Raw genomic sequence first — 14284 nt, forward strand, 5'->3', positions numbered from 1 at the left:
CATGGGCGCCGGTCACAGCCACCAGCTCTACGTGCGCGGGCACTCGCCCGTGCACCGGCTGCCCCCGCACTGCAAGATCACGGCCGTTCTCTGCTTCGTCCTGGTCGTCGTCGCGACCCCCCGCGAGGCACTGTGGGCCTTCGGCGCGTACGCGGCACTGCTCGCCGCCGTCGCCGCGACGGCCCGGGTGCGCCCGGGTTTCCTGCTCCGGCGGCTGCTGATCGAGGTGCCGTTCGTGGCCTTCGCCGTGCTCATGCCCTTCGTGGCCGAGGGGGAACAGGTGCGGGTGCTGGGCCTCTCGCTCAGCGAGTCCGGCCTGTGGGGCGCCTGGAACATCCTCGCCAAGGGCACCCTCGGCGTCGCCGCCTCCGTGCTGCTCGCCGCCACGACCGAGCTGCGCGACCTGCTGCTCGGCCTCCAGCGGCTGCGGCTGCCCCCGCTGCTCGTCCAGATCGCGTCCTTCATGATCCGCTACGGGGACGTCATCACCGACGAGATGCGGCGCATGCGCGTCGCCCGCGAATCCCGCGGCTTCACCGCGCGCGGCGTCCGCCACTGGGGGGTGCTGGCCAAGACCGCGGGGGCGCTGTTCATCCGCTCCTACGAGCGGGGGGAGCGCGTCCACCTGGCGATGCTCAGCCGCGGCTACACCGGCACCATGCCCGTGATCGACGACGTGCGGGCGACGCGTGCCCAGTGGACGTACGCCGCCGCGCTGCCGCTGGCCGCGCTCGCGGTCTGCCTGACCGGACGGACCCTGACATGACCCCTCCTTCCCTCGAGGTCTCCGGCCTCGCCTTCGCCTACCCCGACGGGCACCAGGCCCTCTTCGGCGTCGACCTGACCGTCGGACGAGGAGAGCGCGTCGCCCTCCTCGGACCCAACGGCGCCGGCAAGACCACCCTCGTCCTGCACCTCAACGGCATCCTCGGCGGCGGCGTGGGCAGCGTCCGCGTGGCGGGACTGCCGGTGGACCGCAAGCACCTCGCCGAGATCCGCCGCCGGGTGGGCATCGTCTTCCAGGACCCCGACGACCAGCTCTTCATGCCGACCGTGCGCGAGGACGTCGCCTTCGGTCCGGCGGCGGCCGGGCTGCGCGGCGCGGAGCTGCGCGCGCGTGTGGCCGAGGCCCTGTCCCGGGTCGGCATGGAGGCCTTCGCCGACCGGCCCCCGCACCACCTCTCCTTCGGGCAGCGGCGGCGGGTGGCGGTGGCGACCGTCCTCGCCATGGAGCCCGAGATCCTCGTCCTGGACGAGCCCTCCTCCAACCTCGACCCGGCCTCCCGCCGGGAACTCGCCGACATCCTGCGCTCCCTGGACGTCACCGTCCTGATGGTCACCCACGACCTGCCGTACGCCCTGGAGCTGTGCCCCCGCGCGGTGGTGCTCAGCGACGGCGTCATCACGGCGGACGGCACCACCCAGGAGCTGCTCTGCGACGAGGAGCTGATGCGCGCCCACCGGCTGGAGCTGCCGTTCGGCTTCGACCCCCGGTCGGTGGTGGTCCCGGGCCGGTAGAGCTTCAGTGCCGTGTCCTCCATCGCCGGACGGGCCGATCAGCCCGTCCGGCGATGGAGGACGAAACGGCGGGTGAGCCGCTGACCGGGATCAGCCGGACATGACGTTTCAGGGCCCCCGGCCCAAGCGCATGGACGACCGCGTTGCACCATGGTGGAGGGATTTGTAGCGATCGGCACAGTGGGAGCAGGCAACAGTGGACGTCCAGGGCACGGTGGCGGACGGTTTTGAACCGGTCCGGGACGCCTTCGCGGGCAATTTCGCGCGGCGGGGCGAGCGTGGCGCCGCCGTGGTCGTCTACCGCGCCGGGCGCAAGGTCGTCGACCTGTGGGGCGGTGCCAAGAACGCCGACGGACCTTCCGACGGGGCCTGCGGTGACGCGGCGGCCGAGCCCTGGACCCCGGACACCGCGCAGGTCGTACGCTCCGCCACCAAGGGCGTCGCCGCCGCCGTGCCGCTGCTGCTGCACCAGCGCGGGCTGGTCGACCTGGACGCGCCCGTCGGCACGTACTGGCCCGAGTTCAAGGCGGCCGGCAAGGAGCGGCTGCTCGTCCGCCATCTGCTCTCGCACCGCGCCGGGCTGCCCGTCCTGGACACCCCGCTCACCCCCGCCGAGGCCATCGACGGCGTCAGCGGCCCCCGCGCCCTCGCCGCGCAGGCGCCCGCCTGGGAGCCCGGCACCGCCCACGGCTACCACGCGCAGACCTACAGCTGGCTGCTCGGCGAGCTGGTCCGGCGGGTGACCGGACGGTCCATCGGCCGCTGGGTCGCCGAGGAGATAGCCGGGCCGCTCGGCCTGGACCTGTGGATCGGCCTGCCGGACGCCGAGCGGGCCCGGGTCGGCCGGATCGCCGACATCGCGCCCCCCGCCGAGCCCGCCACCCCCGGCCTTCGGATGCGCCCCAAGCGGTCCGTCTCCGACGCCTACAGCGACCCCGGCTCCCTGACCCGCCGCGCGTTCGGCGCGATCGACCCGCAGGCCGACGAGAACGACCCCGCCTACCGCGCCGCCGAACTCCCCGCCTCCGCGGGCATCGCCACGGCCGACGCCCTCGCGCGCTTCTACGCGTCGCTGATCGGCGATGTCGACGGAGCACGGCGGCTCTTCGCGCCCGCGACCCTCACCCTGGCCCGCACGGAGGAGTCCGCCGGGCCCGACAAGGTGCTCGTGGTGGGCACCCGCTTCGGCCTCGGCTACATGCTGCACGGCCCGGCCTGCCCGCTGCTGGCCCCCGGCTCCTTCGGCCACCCCGGCCGCGGCGGCTCCCTCGCCTTCGCCGACCCCGAGTCGGGCACCGCCTTCGGCTACGTCACCAACGGCATGCAGAAGAACGTCACCGCCGACCCGCGCGCCCAGGCGCTCGTCCGGGCGGTCGGCAAGGCACTCGCGGGCTGAGGGGCAGGCGGCCCCGCCGTTCCGGGGTGCTTGCCGCCGCCCCGGCTGGGTATCGCTTGCCGCATGGCACTACGGTTCGACGGCTACGCGGTACTGATCACGGGCGCCGGACGCGGCATCGGCGAGGCCACCGCCCGCCGCTTCGCGGACGAGGGCGCCCGGGTGCTCCTCACCGACCTCGACGGCGCGCGGGCCGAGCGGGCGGCCAAGGGGCTGCGGGCGGCCGGCCTCGCCGCCGACTGGCTCGCCTGCGACGTCGGCGACCGCACGGCCGTCGAGGCGGCCGTGGCCCACGCGGCGGAGCGTTTCGGACGGCTCGACGTCCTGGTCAACAACGCCCTGTCCTGCCACCCCGACGCGCCCCTCGTCGAGGACCAGCCGGACGACACCTGGTTCAAGGACCTCGACATCACCCTCACCGGCGCCTTCCGGTGCGTACGGGCCGCCATGCCGCACCTCGCCGCGGCCGGCGGGCGCGGATCGGTCGTCAACATCGGCTCGGTCAACGGCGAACAGGACTTCGGCAACCACGCCTACAGCGCCGCCAAGGCCGGTCTGGCGAGTCTGACCCGCACCCTGGCCGGGCACTGCGCCGCCCGCGGCGTGCGCGTCAACCTCGTCGCGCCCGGCACGGTCCACACCCCCAACTGGGAGGGCCGGGAGGAGGCGTTGGAGCGGGCCGCCGGGCACTACCCGCTGGGCCGGGTCGGCCGGCCCGAGGACATCGCGGCCGCCGTCGCGTTCCTGGCGTCGCGCGACGCGTCGTGGATCACGGGGGTGACGCTGCCCGTCGACGGCGGGATCCTGATCGGGAACCAGGAGCTGCGCGGGGCGCTGCGCGGCGAGTGACGGCGGCTCACCTTCGCCTCCGCCCCCGCCTTCACCCTCAGCCGAGCAGCATCAGCCCGATCCCCACCACCATCAGCCCCGCGGCGGCGATGCGCGGCGTACCGAACCGCTCCTTGAAGAACACCGCCCCGATGGCCGCGCCCACGATGATCGACGACTCCCGCAGTGCCGCGACCGGGGCGAGCGCCGCCCGGGTCTGGGCCCACACCACGAGCCCGTACGCGAAGAAGGACAGCACCCCGCCGATCAGGCCGCGCACGGCCTCGGGGCGCACTTCGGCGAGGAGGCGGCCGCGCCGGGTGGCCAGCGCGTAGAGGGGGATCGGCAGCCCTTCGACGACCATCAGCCAGGCGATGAAGCCCAGGGACGTGCCGGAGGCGCGGGCGCCCAGGCCGTCGATGACCGTGTACGAGGCGATGGCCAGGCCCGTCGCGACCGCCGCGGTGATCGCGGCCCAGTGCGGCGGGGCGCCGCTGCCCCGGATGCCCCACAGCGCGAGGCCGACCAGCCCGGCCGAGGCCACCGCGACCCCGGCCAGCTGCGGGGCGCCGGGGAGTTCCGCGGCGAAGACCGCCGCGAGGACGGTGACCACCAGCGGGGCGGTGCCGCGCGCGATCGGGTACATCTGGCCGAAGTCGCCGAGCGTGAACGACCGCATGAGCAGGGCCTGGTAGACGACGTGCACCACGACGGAGGCGATCAGATACGGCCAGGCCCCGGCGGCGGGCGTCTCCACGAACGGCAGCATCGCCAGCCCGCAGAGCGAACCGCCGCTGCCCACGAGCGTGAAGGCGACCAGCTTGTCCTTCGTGCCGGCCGCCAGGGCGTTCCAACCGGCGTGCGTGACCGCGGCGGTGAGGACCGCCGCGGCTATCAGGGGGGTCATGCGCCGCTCTCACGGGAGAGGCGCGGGGGACGGGTGGGGGCTGCGGTGCGCATGCCTGGACGCTAGCGTCCGGTGCACCACCGCTGCGCGGCGGTGTCCTCAATCTCCCCCCAGCTACCGCTGGGAGGTGCCCCCAGCGGGCTGCTTGTGGCTGAGCCGAGCCGCCGGCCGGACCGCTGTGTGAGGGCACAGCACAGCAGCCCGTCCGGCGATTGAGGACGCGCCCGCAGGGCGCTCGCCGCCGCAGGCGGCACCGACGCGCCCGCAGCCGAAGTCCCGTCGGACACGCCCTGGCCCGGTGAGCCCGGGGCGCCCCCGCCCCCACCGCGGCCTTGTCACCCCGCCCGGAGGACCGCCGCCACGATCGGGCCGGCCGAGTCGCCGCCGTGCCCGCCCTGGGGCACGACGGCCGCGGCCGCCACGTCGCCCCGGTAGGCGGTGAACCACCCGTTGGGCTGGGGCTGGTTGTCGACCTCGGCCGAGCCGGTCTTGGCGCCGACGTCACCGCCGAGGCCGGCCATGGCCCGCGCGCCCGTGCCCGAGAGCGCGGTGAGCCGCATCATCGAGCGCAGGTCCCGCGCGACGGGGGCCGGCAGGGGCCGGGCCGCCCGGGCGAGTTCCCGGTCGTCCACCGACGGGGCCACGAGATAAGGCTGGTGGAACGATCCGGTCCGCACGGTCGCGGCGACGGAGGCCATGTTCAGCGGGCTCATCTGCACCCGCCCCTGCCCGATCATCGCCGCCGCCTTGCCCGCCCCGGCGTCGGCGGGCACGCTGCCGTCGAAGCTCCCGATGCCGGTCTTCCACTCCAGGCCGAGCCCGAAGACGTCCCTGGCCTCGGCGGCGAGCGCGCCGTCGGGGATGTCGTCGGCGAGCGAGATGAAGGCGGTGTTGCAGGAGGCCGCGAAGTCCTGCGCGAAGGTCGCCTTCGGGTTCTCGCTCTCCTCCACGTTGTGGAAGCGCATGCCGTACGTGGCGTACTTGGGGCACGGCAGCGGCTTGCCCGGCGCGGCCTTGCCCTGCTCCAGCAGCACCGCCGCCGTGACGACCTTCATCGTGGAGCCGGGCGCGGTCTGCCCCTGGAGCGCCGGATTGAACTCGGTCTTCTTGGAGTTGGCCACGGCCAGGATCTCGCCCGTGCTCGGCTTGACCGCGACCACCGACGCGTCGGCACGCTTGGCCACGGCTGCCTCGGCGGCCCGCTGCGCGTCCGCGTCCAGCGTCGTGTGCAACGTCCCCGGCTTTCCCTTGGAGACCACGTGCAGGGTCCGGGCGCCGGCGCCGCCGTCCGGTCCCTCGGCCCGCACCTCCACCGCCGGCTCGCCGCCCGCCTTCTCCCCGAAGCGCTTGCGCAACTGCGGCAGTACGGGCGCGAGCGAGGGGTGGTCCTTGGCGTCCAGCACCGCGCCGTCCCGGTCGAGGGCGGTGACCTCCGGGGCCCGGACGGCATCCGTCCGGAGCGTCCCGCCGGCCCTGAGCTCCGGGTGGACCACCGTGGGCTGCCAGTCGACCAGGGCCTTCCCGCTGGTCCTGCCCCGGACGACGTCGAGCGAGGACGCGTACTTCCACGTCGAGTGCTGCTTGCCGTACGTGATCTCGGCGCTGACCGTGAACGGCACCTTCGCGCCCGTCGCCGCGCCCGGCTCCAGCGTCACCTTCTCGACGTGGGCGCTATCGCGGTATCCGGTCAACGCGGCCGACGCGGCGGACGCGTTGTCGGTGAGGGTGGCGGCGTGCTCGGTGTCGCCCGCCGCCCACGCCGCGAGGAAGTCGTGGGCGGCCTTGTCGACCTCGTCCCCGGTCGGCGGTCCGGTGCGCACGGGTGCCGCCTCGTTCGTCCCCGCCCCGTCCGCGACCGCGTCCACCAGGTTGTACGCACCCAGCCCCGCCGCCCCCACCATCGCGACGGCCACCCCGCCCACCGCGATCTTCGCGCCCTTGCGCATGTCCATCCCCCTCCAGGCCCCCGCCCAGTTCCCGGCGTTTTAATCAGTTGATCAAAACGTCTGTATCGGAACTCTACGGGACGGGAGTGACGCATGGAGTGACATGGCCGGAAGCGGCTGGTGGGGCGCCGACGGCGGCCATCAGATCCAGGTGTCGAACCACATCCGGTTGCGCCACGCGTCCAACGGGATCGCCTGGCCCGTGTAGATGGGGAAGAAGTAGACGAAGTTCCAGGCGATCAGCAGGACCAGTGTCCCCGCGCCGACCGCGCCCGCGATCCGCCGCCGCTCCGAGGAGCCCGGCGGCCCCAGCAGCGCCCCGATCATCATCGCCACCGCCAGACACAGGAACGGCACGAACACCACCGCGTAGAACACGAAGATGGTCCGCTCCTGCCACATGAACCACGGCAGATAGCCCGCGGCGACCGCGCACAGCACCGCGCCCGCCCGCCAATCACGCCTGAAGGCCCACCGGTAGAGCAGATACACCAGCGCGAAGCACGCCGCCCACCACAGCAGCGGGGTGCCCAGCGCGAGCACCTCCCGCGCGCACTTGTCCGCCGCGTCGGCCGGGCAGCCGTCCTGGCCCGCCGTCGGGGACTCGTAGAAGTACGACACCGGACGGGACTGGACCAGCCAGCTCCACGGATTGGACTGATACGTGTGCGGCGAGGAGAGGTTCGTGTTGAAGTCCCACACGTCGTTCTCGTACTTCCACAGGCTGCGCAGCGGGTTGAGGATTCCCGCGAGGAAGCCGTCCGGGCTGTGGCCGCCCTCGGTCTCCGCCCAGTGCCGGAGGTAGCCGCTGTGCTGCCAGCCGCCCTCCTTGGTGTACGTCCCGCTGTTGGCGAACCAGCCGGTCCAGGACGCGAGATAGACGCCGAAGGCCACCGGCACGGTCGACAGGAACGCCCACGGCACATCGCGCCGCAGCGTGGCGAGGTACGGCCGCCGGGCACCGGCCAGCCGGCGCGCGCCGAGGTCCCACAGGACGACCAGCAGACCGAACGCCGCCAGATACACCGCGCCGTTCCACTTCGTGGCGCACGCCAGGCCCAGGAAGACCCCGGCCGCGAGCCGCCACGGCCGCACGCCCAGACGGAGCCCTTCGCCGACCTCGGCGTCCGGCCGCGCGACGCCCCCCTCGTCGACCGGCAGCGCCGCCGCCAGCCGGGCCCGGGCCTTGTCCCGGTCCACCAGCACACAGCCGAACGCCGCCAGCACGAAGAACATCAGCACCGAGTCGAGCAGGGCCGTGCGGCTCATCACGAAGTGCAGACCGTCCACGGCGAGCAGGGCCCCCGCGAGACAGCCGAGGAAGGTGGAGCGGAACAGCCGCCGTCCGATGCGGCACAGCATCAGCACCGACAAGGTGCCGAGCAGCGCGACCATGAACCGCCAGCCGTAGGGGTTCAGGCCGTGCAGCCACTCGCCGATCCCGATGACCCACTTGCCGACCGGCGGGTGCACCACGAAGGTGGGGACGTCGGCGATGTCGGTGTTGCCCTTGAGGATCGCCTCATTGGCGCCGTTGTCGGGCCACTTGGCCTCGTAGCCGTGCTTCCACAGCGCCCAGGCGTCCTTGGCGTAGTACGTCTCGTCGAATATGACGTCCCTCGGGCTGCCCAGGTGCCAGAACCGCAGCAGCCCCGCGAACAGGGCGACCAGCAGCGGCCCGATCCAGCCCATGCCGCGCGCCAGCAGCAGCGCCGCCCCCGGGCGTACCCCGAGCGCCCCCCACAGCCGGATACCGGGCTCGGGGTACGGCGGCACCAGCCGCTCCCGCACGTCCGGCTCGGGGCGTCCCGCATACCCGAACCGCCGCAGCCTGCGCTGCCACGGGGGCGGCTGCCCGTCTGCCCTCTGGCCCTGCCGGCCTCGCGTCGCGGTGTCACTGGTCACCGCGCCATCGTAGGGAACCCGCCTGTGCGAGTCCCGATGACCGCGCGGCACCCCCTGCGGGTGAGCCTTTCGAGGAGAGGCGCCCGAGCGTGTCGGGGGCGGACCCGGGTGCCGGCGAGCGCCCGGGCAGGCCGCCGCCCGGCCCGTGGGGGCGAGCGCTCCGCGACCGTGCATACGACGTGTCGCCGCTCGGCGCATCCCGCCCGGTACGGGAGCCGGGCCCGTGCGATCGCCCGCAGCGGCGCGAACATCCCCCGGCGGCCCGGGTCAGCCGCCGTCGGCACCCCGCATGTTCCGCGCCATCGCCTCCTCCACCACCCGCAGTTCCGCCGTCGGGCTGAACTGCACGAGTTCACTGCCGGCCGTGGCCAAGGGGACGTGGCCGCGCGGCAGATAGAACGCGTCGCCCTCCTCGAACGTCTCCTCGTGGTCGGCGAAGCGATAGGTCAGGCTGCCCTTGAGGACGTAGCCCCAGTGCGGGCAGCTGCAGCTGTCCTCCGGCAGGCCCTTCATCAGCGGGGTGCCGTCGACGTCCTCGTTGAAGGTCACGAAATTGACCGTGTAGCCGTCGACGTCCTCGTGCCGGTCCACCACGACGCCGTGGTCCTCGACCTGGGCGGCGCTCTCCTTCGACACCTTCGGCATGGCTCCGACCTCCTCCTCGGGGTCCTCGGGGGCCCCGGAAGGGGTACGCGAAGGACCTCTTCCAGCGTGCCCCCTCTCCCGGGCCGCGGCCACGTCACCGCCGCGCCCTGCGAGGATGGGAGCGTGACTGGAACGCTCGTACTCGCAGGTACCCCCATCGGTGACGTCGCCGACGCGCCCCCACGGCTGGCCACGGAGCTGCTCGCCGCCGAGGTGATCGCCGCCGAGGACACCCGGCGGCTGCGCCGGCTCACGCAGGCCATGGGGGTGCACACCACCGGCCGCGTCGTGTCGTACTTCGAGGGCAACGAGTCCGCCCGTACGCCCGAGCTGGTCGAGGCGCTGCTGGGCGGGGCGCGGGTGCTGCTGGTGACCGACGCCGGGATGCCGTCCGTCTCCGACCCCGGTTACCGGCTGGTCGCCGCCGCCGTCGAGCACGACATCAAGGTGACGGCCGTGCCGGGGCCGTCCGCCGTCCTCACCGCGCTGGCGGTGTCCGGGCTGCCGGTGGACCGCTTCTGTTTCGAGGGGTTCCTGCCGCGCAAGGCCGGTGAGCGGCTCGGGCGGCTGCGGGACGTCGCGGACGAGCGCCGCACGCTCGTGTACTTCGAGGCCCCGCACCGGCTGGACGACACGCTGGCCGCCATGGCCGAGGTCCTCGGCGAGGAGCGCCGGGCGGCCGTCTGCCGGGAGCTGACCAAGACGTACGAGGAGGTCAAGCGCGGCCCTCTGAAGGAGCTGGCCGAGTGGGCCGCCGAGGGCGTCCGCGGTGAGATCACCATCGTCGTCGAGGGAGCGCCCGAGCCCGGTCCGCAGGACCTCGACCCCGCCGAGCTGGTCCGCCGGGTGCGGGTCAGGGAGGAAGCGGGGGAGCGCCGCAAGGAGGCCATCTCGGCCGTGGCGGCCGAAGCGGGGCTACCCAAGCGCGAGGTCTTCGATGCCGTCGTAGCGGCGAAAAACGCGGCAAAGTAGGGCGCTTCGGAAGGTAATAGGGTTATCGTGAAAGGCAAAGCTTAGGCATGGCAGCCTGGCGCTTCGGATATGAAGCCGCCAAGTTTGGCCCAATTCGAGGCCCGGGCTGCTGCGTCATCGCCGTGATGGGCGTTCCCTGGATAGCGGGACGTCCGGTCCCGGAGAGACTTGTCCAGCGGACAAGAGGAGCTGCCATGAGCGAGACCGCGGGTACCTCGAGCGGTGTTCAGCCGATAGCCCAACCCCGCACGCTGACCGAACCGCGCACACCCCGACCGGGGCCGGCGGGCGATGTCGGGCACGAGTCCTACGCCTTCGCGTGCATGCGCTGCGCATACGGCTGGGAGCAGTCGTACGAGATCGAGCACCACACCGACGCCGAGGGCCGGGCGTTCGTCACCTACTACGCGGACGGCGAGCGCGTCCCCTCCCCGCTGACCCGCCCGACCTGCGTGAACTGCGGCGGCCACGTCGTGCGGATCATGCGGTCCGGCCAGGTGACCCAGGTCGCCGACGCTCTGCACATGCCCACCGGCTCGGTGGTGGCCACCACCGGTCCCCTCCCCACGCGCGACACCCGCGACACCGGCGCCGAGCCGCGCCACGACGACGCGGACCGGTCCAGGGGCCACTGGCACCTCTCGGACCTGCTGAAGCCCTTCCACCGGAAGTGAGCCCCGCCCCGGGCGATCTCTAGAATCGCGTCATGGCGGCAACAGCATCGAACAGCGGCACGACCGGCGGCGAGCGGAAGAAGAACGACGACAAGGACGTTCCCCCGCCCCTCCCGGCGCCCCTGAACGTACCGGTCGCCGACTCGCACACCCACCTGGACATGCAGAAGGGCTCCGTTGACGATGCGCTGGCCAAGGCCGCGTCCGTCGGCGTGACCACGGTGATCCAGGTGGGGTGCGACCTGGCCGGATCCCGCTGGGCGGCCGAGACCGCCGCCGCGCACGACGCCGTCTGGGCCACCGTGGCCCTCCACCCCAACGAAGCCCCCCGCATCGTCCTCGGCGACCCCGACGGCTGGTCGCGGCAGGGCGCCCGCGAGCCCGGCGGCGACGCCGCCCTGGACGCGGCCCTCGCCGAGATCGACGCGCTGGCCGCACTGCCGCACGTACGCGGCGTCGGCGAGACCGGCCTCGACTACTTCCGCACCGGCCCCGAAGGCATGGCCGCCCAGGAGCGGTCCTTCCGGCGTCACATCGACATCGCCAAGCGGCACGGAAAGGCCCTGGTCATCCACGACCGCGAGGCGCACGACGACGTGCTGCGGGTCCTGGAGGAGGAGGGCGCGCCCGAGACGGTCGTCTTCCACTGCTACTCCGGCGACGCCGAGATGGCCAAGATCTGCGCCGCCGCGGGCTACTACATGTCCTTCGCGGGCAACATCACCTTCAAGAACGCCCAGCCGCTGCGCGACGCCCTCGCCGTCGCCCCGCTCGACCTGGTCCTCGTCGAGACGGACGCACCGTTCCTGACCCCGATGCCGTATCGCGGACGGCCCAACGCGCCCTACCTCATTCCGGTCACCTTGCGGGCGATGGCCGAAATCAAGGGGGTCCACGAGGACGCTCTGGCCACGGCGGTCGCCGCGAATACCGCACGCGCCTTCGGCTATTAACTCTCACGGCGCGACACAGTGTGACTATACGACTTTGGAGAGTGAGCATCACTCCGCTACAGTCCCGGCCCGATAGCTCGGACCCAGTGGAGTGTCGTGAGTCATGCACAGGGCAGCCCCCGCGCTGCACACCGCGGGGCGGCCGAAACGCCGACGTACGAGCGGTACGCGCCCTACGAGCCGCAGACGCCGTACGAGCCGCAGGTCCCGTACGCGCCGCAGGTCCCCTACGAGCCGTACGGGACCTACTGCCCCGAGCCCCGCGAGCCCGAGTCCTACGGCTCCGGGGCCTACGGGTCCGAGTCCTACGGAGCCGAGTCCTACGGGTCCGGCGCCCCCTACAGCGCGTACGAGTCCTACGAGCCGTATCTGCCCCGGCAGTCCGCCTCCCCGGACGCCTACGCGAGCACGGCCACCCCTGACGCCCTCTACGCCCCGGCCGCGCCCCACGACCCGGCGCCGCCCACCGCGCCCTACGAGACCCCGGGCGCCTTCGGGCCGCCGCTCCCGCCCGAGGACCTCGCGCCCCGCCCCGCCCCCGGGCGGCGCAAGAGATCCGGTGACCGGCCCGACCGGCTGCGCCGCCTCGTCCCGCAGGCCCTCGTCGTGGCCTTCCTCGCCGGCGGCACGTCCTCCTTCATCGCCAGCGACAAGACCGTCCGGCTCAGCGTCGACGGCGCCCCCCGCACCCTGCACACCTTCGCCGACGACGTCGAGGAACTCCTCGCCGACGAGCACATGACCGTCGGCGAGCACGACATCGTCGCCCCCGGCCCGCACCACGACCTCGCCGCGGGCGACGAGATCGTCGTCCGCTACGGCCGGCTCCTCGCCCTCACCCTCGACGGCGAGCACCGCCAGGTGTGGACCACCGCCCGGACCGTCGACGGCGCCCTGCGCCAGCTCGGCGTGCGCGCCGAGGGCGCCTATCTGTCGGCCTCCCGCTCCGCCGCCATCTCCCGCCAGGGCCTGGACCTCGACGTGCGCACCGAGCGGACCGTCACCTTCATGGCCGACGGACGCGAGCGCACCATCCGCACCAACGCGGCCACCGTCCACGAGGCCATCGAACAGGCGGGCATCACCCTGCGCGGCCAGGACACCACCTCCGTCGACCCCGACAGCTTCCCCCGCGAGGGCCAGACGATCTCCGTCATGCGCATCACCGGCAGCCAGGAGGTCCGCGACTTCCCCATCGACTTCACCACCGAACGCCGCGAGGACCCCACCCTCCAAAAGGGCACCGAGGTCGTCGCGCAGCGCGGGGAGAAGGGCGTCGAACGCGTCACCTACGCACTGCGGACCGTCAACGGCGTCCGGCAGAAGCCGAAGCGGATCAGCTCGGAGATCGTCCGGCAGCCCCGCACCGAGATCGTGAAGGTCGGCACCAAGGCGGTACCCGCCTCCGTGCAGGGCGGGGACGGCCTGAACTGGTCCGGACTCGCGCAGTGCGAGGCCGGCGGGCGGCCGAACGCGGTCGACCCCTCGGGCACCTACGGGGGCCTCTACCAGTTCGACGTCCGTACCTGGCAGGGGCTCGGCGGCAGCGGCCGACCGCAGGACGCACCCGCCTCCGAGCAGACCTACCGGGCCAAGAAGCTGTACGTGAGCCGGGGCGCGAGCCCGTGGCCACATTGCGGCCGTAAACTTCACGGGTGAGTTCCAGCCCCAGCACAGACGAGTCCGGCGCCCTGCTCGGCCCCGCCGACATCCGCGAGCTGGCCGCAGCCTTGGGGGTACGCCCCACCAAGCAGCGCGGCCAGAACTTCGTGATCGACGCCAACACGGTCCGGCGCATCGTACGGACCGCCGAGGTGCGGCCCGACGACGTCGTCGTCGAGGTCGGACCCGGGCTCGGGTCACTGACCCTGGCCCTGCTGGAGGCCGCGGACCGGGTCACGGCCGTGGAGATCGACGACGTGCTCGCCGCCGCCCTCCCCGCCACCATCGCCGCGCGCATGCCCGCCCGCGCCGACCGCTTCGAGCTCGTGCACAGCGACGCCATGCGCGTCACCGAGCTCCCGGGCCCCCCGCCCACCGCGCTCGTCGCCAACCTGCCGTACAACGTCGCCGTGCCGGTCCTGCTGCACATGCTGGAGCGGTTCCCCACCATCGAGCGCACCCTGGTGATGGTCCAGTCCGAGGTCGCCGACCGGCTCGCCGCCCGGCCCGGCAACAAGGTCTACGGCGTGCCCTCGGTCAAGGCCAACTGGTACGCCGAGGTCAAGCGCGCCGGCGCCATCGGCCGCAACGTCTTCTGGCCCGCCCCGAACGTCGACTCCGGCCTGGTCTCCCTCGTCCGCCGGTCGAAGCCGATCGAGACGACGGCCACCCGCGAAGAGGTCTTCGCCGTCGTCGACGCGGCCTTCGCCCAGCGCCGCAAGACGCTGCGCGCCGCCCTCGCCGGCTGGGCGGGCTCCGCGCCCGCCGCCGAAGCCGCGCTGGTCGCCGCCGGAATCTCCCCGCAGGCGCGCGGCGAGGCGCTGACGGTGGAGGAGTTCGTGGCCATCGCGGAGAACAAGCAGTAGCGACGCCGCACC

General features: G+C 73.3%; 13 protein-coding genes. 9 read left to right on the top strand and 4 right to left on the bottom strand.

The window, feature by feature from the left end; all coding sequences use genetic code 11:
- Position 1 precedes the first annotated feature (1 nt).
- The 4 genes from cbiQ (at position 2) to FHS38_RS15125 (ending at position 3763) form a co-directional block, all read left to right on the top strand.
- The gene (cbiQ, locus tag FHS38_RS15110; RefSeq protein ID WP_184734038.1) at positions 2-766 is read left to right on the top strand and encodes a cobalt ECF transporter T component CbiQ; all 765 of its coding nucleotides are present in this window, start codon (positions 2-4) and stop codon (positions 764-766) included.
- Entirely contained in the window at positions 763-1518 is a 756-nt protein-coding gene (locus FHS38_RS15115; protein WP_184734039.1) for an energy-coupling factor ABC transporter ATP-binding protein, read from the top strand. Before cbiQ ends, FHS38_RS15115 begins: the two co-directional genes overlap by 4 nt.
- A gap of 196 nt (positions 1519-1714) precedes the next feature.
- Positions 1715-2914 carry a serine hydrolase domain-containing protein gene (locus tag FHS38_RS15120; protein ID WP_184734040.1) on the top strand — a complete coding sequence of 400 codons (1200 nt, stop codon included), beginning with the start codon at positions 1715-1717 and terminating at the stop codon, positions 2912-2914.
- A 63-nt stretch (positions 2915-2977) separates the two neighbouring features.
- Positions 2978-3763, top strand: coding sequence for an SDR family NAD(P)-dependent oxidoreductase (locus tag FHS38_RS15125; protein ID WP_184734041.1), 786 nt, complete (start codon positions 2978-2980; stop codon positions 3761-3763).
- Between the two features lie 37 nt (positions 3764-3800).
- On the opposite strand, the gene FHS38_RS15130 is transcribed toward FHS38_RS15125, so the two are convergent.
- The 4 genes from FHS38_RS15130 to FHS38_RS15145 all read right to left on the bottom strand — a co-directional run bounded on the left by FHS38_RS15130 (position 3801) and on the right by FHS38_RS15145 (position 9145).
- Positions 3801-4649 carry an EamA family transporter gene (locus tag FHS38_RS15130; protein WP_184734042.1) on the bottom strand — a complete coding sequence of 283 codons (849 nt, stop codon included), beginning with the start codon at positions 4647-4649 and terminating at the stop codon, positions 3801-3803.
- Positions 4650-4984: 335 nt separating this feature from the next.
- Positions 4985-6601, bottom strand: coding sequence for a penicillin-binding transpeptidase domain-containing protein (locus FHS38_RS15135; RefSeq protein WP_373301815.1), 1617 nt, complete (start codon positions 6599-6601; stop codon positions 4985-4987).
- Positions 6602-6736: 135 nt separating this feature from the next.
- Positions 6737-8500, bottom strand: coding sequence for a dolichyl-phosphate-mannose--protein mannosyltransferase (locus FHS38_RS15140; RefSeq protein ID WP_229822475.1), 1764 nt, complete (start codon positions 8498-8500; stop codon positions 6737-6739).
- A gap of 267 nt (positions 8501-8767) precedes the next feature.
- Complete coding sequence (locus FHS38_RS15145) at positions 8768-9145, bottom strand: cupin domain-containing protein (RefSeq protein ID WP_184734044.1); 378 nt, start codon at positions 9143-9145, stop codon at positions 8768-8770.
- Between the two features lie 123 nt (positions 9146-9268).
- Here FHS38_RS15145 and rsmI point away from each other — a divergent pair, with 123 nt between their 5' ends.
- From rsmI to rsmA, 5 genes are all read left to right on the top strand, one after another.
- The gene (gene rsmI, locus FHS38_RS15150; protein WP_184734045.1) at positions 9269-10117 is read left to right on the top strand and encodes a 16S rRNA (cytidine(1402)-2'-O)-methyltransferase; all 849 of its coding nucleotides are present in this window, start codon (positions 9269-9271) and stop codon (positions 10115-10117) included.
- A gap of 194 nt (positions 10118-10311) precedes the next feature.
- Positions 10312-10791, top strand: a complete 480-nt coding sequence (locus FHS38_RS15155; RefSeq protein WP_184734046.1) for a hypothetical protein — start codon at positions 10312-10314, stop codon at positions 10789-10791.
- A 32-nt stretch (positions 10792-10823) separates the two neighbouring features.
- Entirely contained in the window at positions 10824-11744 is a 921-nt protein-coding gene (locus FHS38_RS15160) for a TatD family hydrolase (protein ID WP_184734047.1), read from the top strand.
- Positions 11745-11840: 96 nt separating this feature from the next.
- Positions 11841-13403 carry a resuscitation-promoting factor gene (locus FHS38_RS15165; protein WP_184734048.1) on the top strand — a complete coding sequence of 521 codons (1563 nt, stop codon included), beginning with the start codon at positions 11841-11843 and terminating at the stop codon, positions 13401-13403.
- The gene (gene rsmA / locus FHS38_RS15170) at positions 13400-14272 is read left to right on the top strand and encodes a 16S rRNA (adenine(1518)-N(6)/adenine(1519)-N(6))-dimethyltransferase RsmA (protein ID WP_184734049.1); all 873 of its coding nucleotides are present in this window, start codon (positions 13400-13402) and stop codon (positions 14270-14272) included. Before FHS38_RS15165 ends, rsmA begins: the two co-directional genes overlap by 4 nt.
- The last annotated feature ends 12 nt before the right edge of the window (positions 14273-14284 follow it).

The organism is Streptomyces netropsis, from assembly GCF_014203545.1.
In the GTDB taxonomy this organism is placed as follows: Bacteria; Actinomycetota; Actinomycetes; order Streptomycetales; family Streptomycetaceae; genus Streptomyces; species Streptomyces netropsis.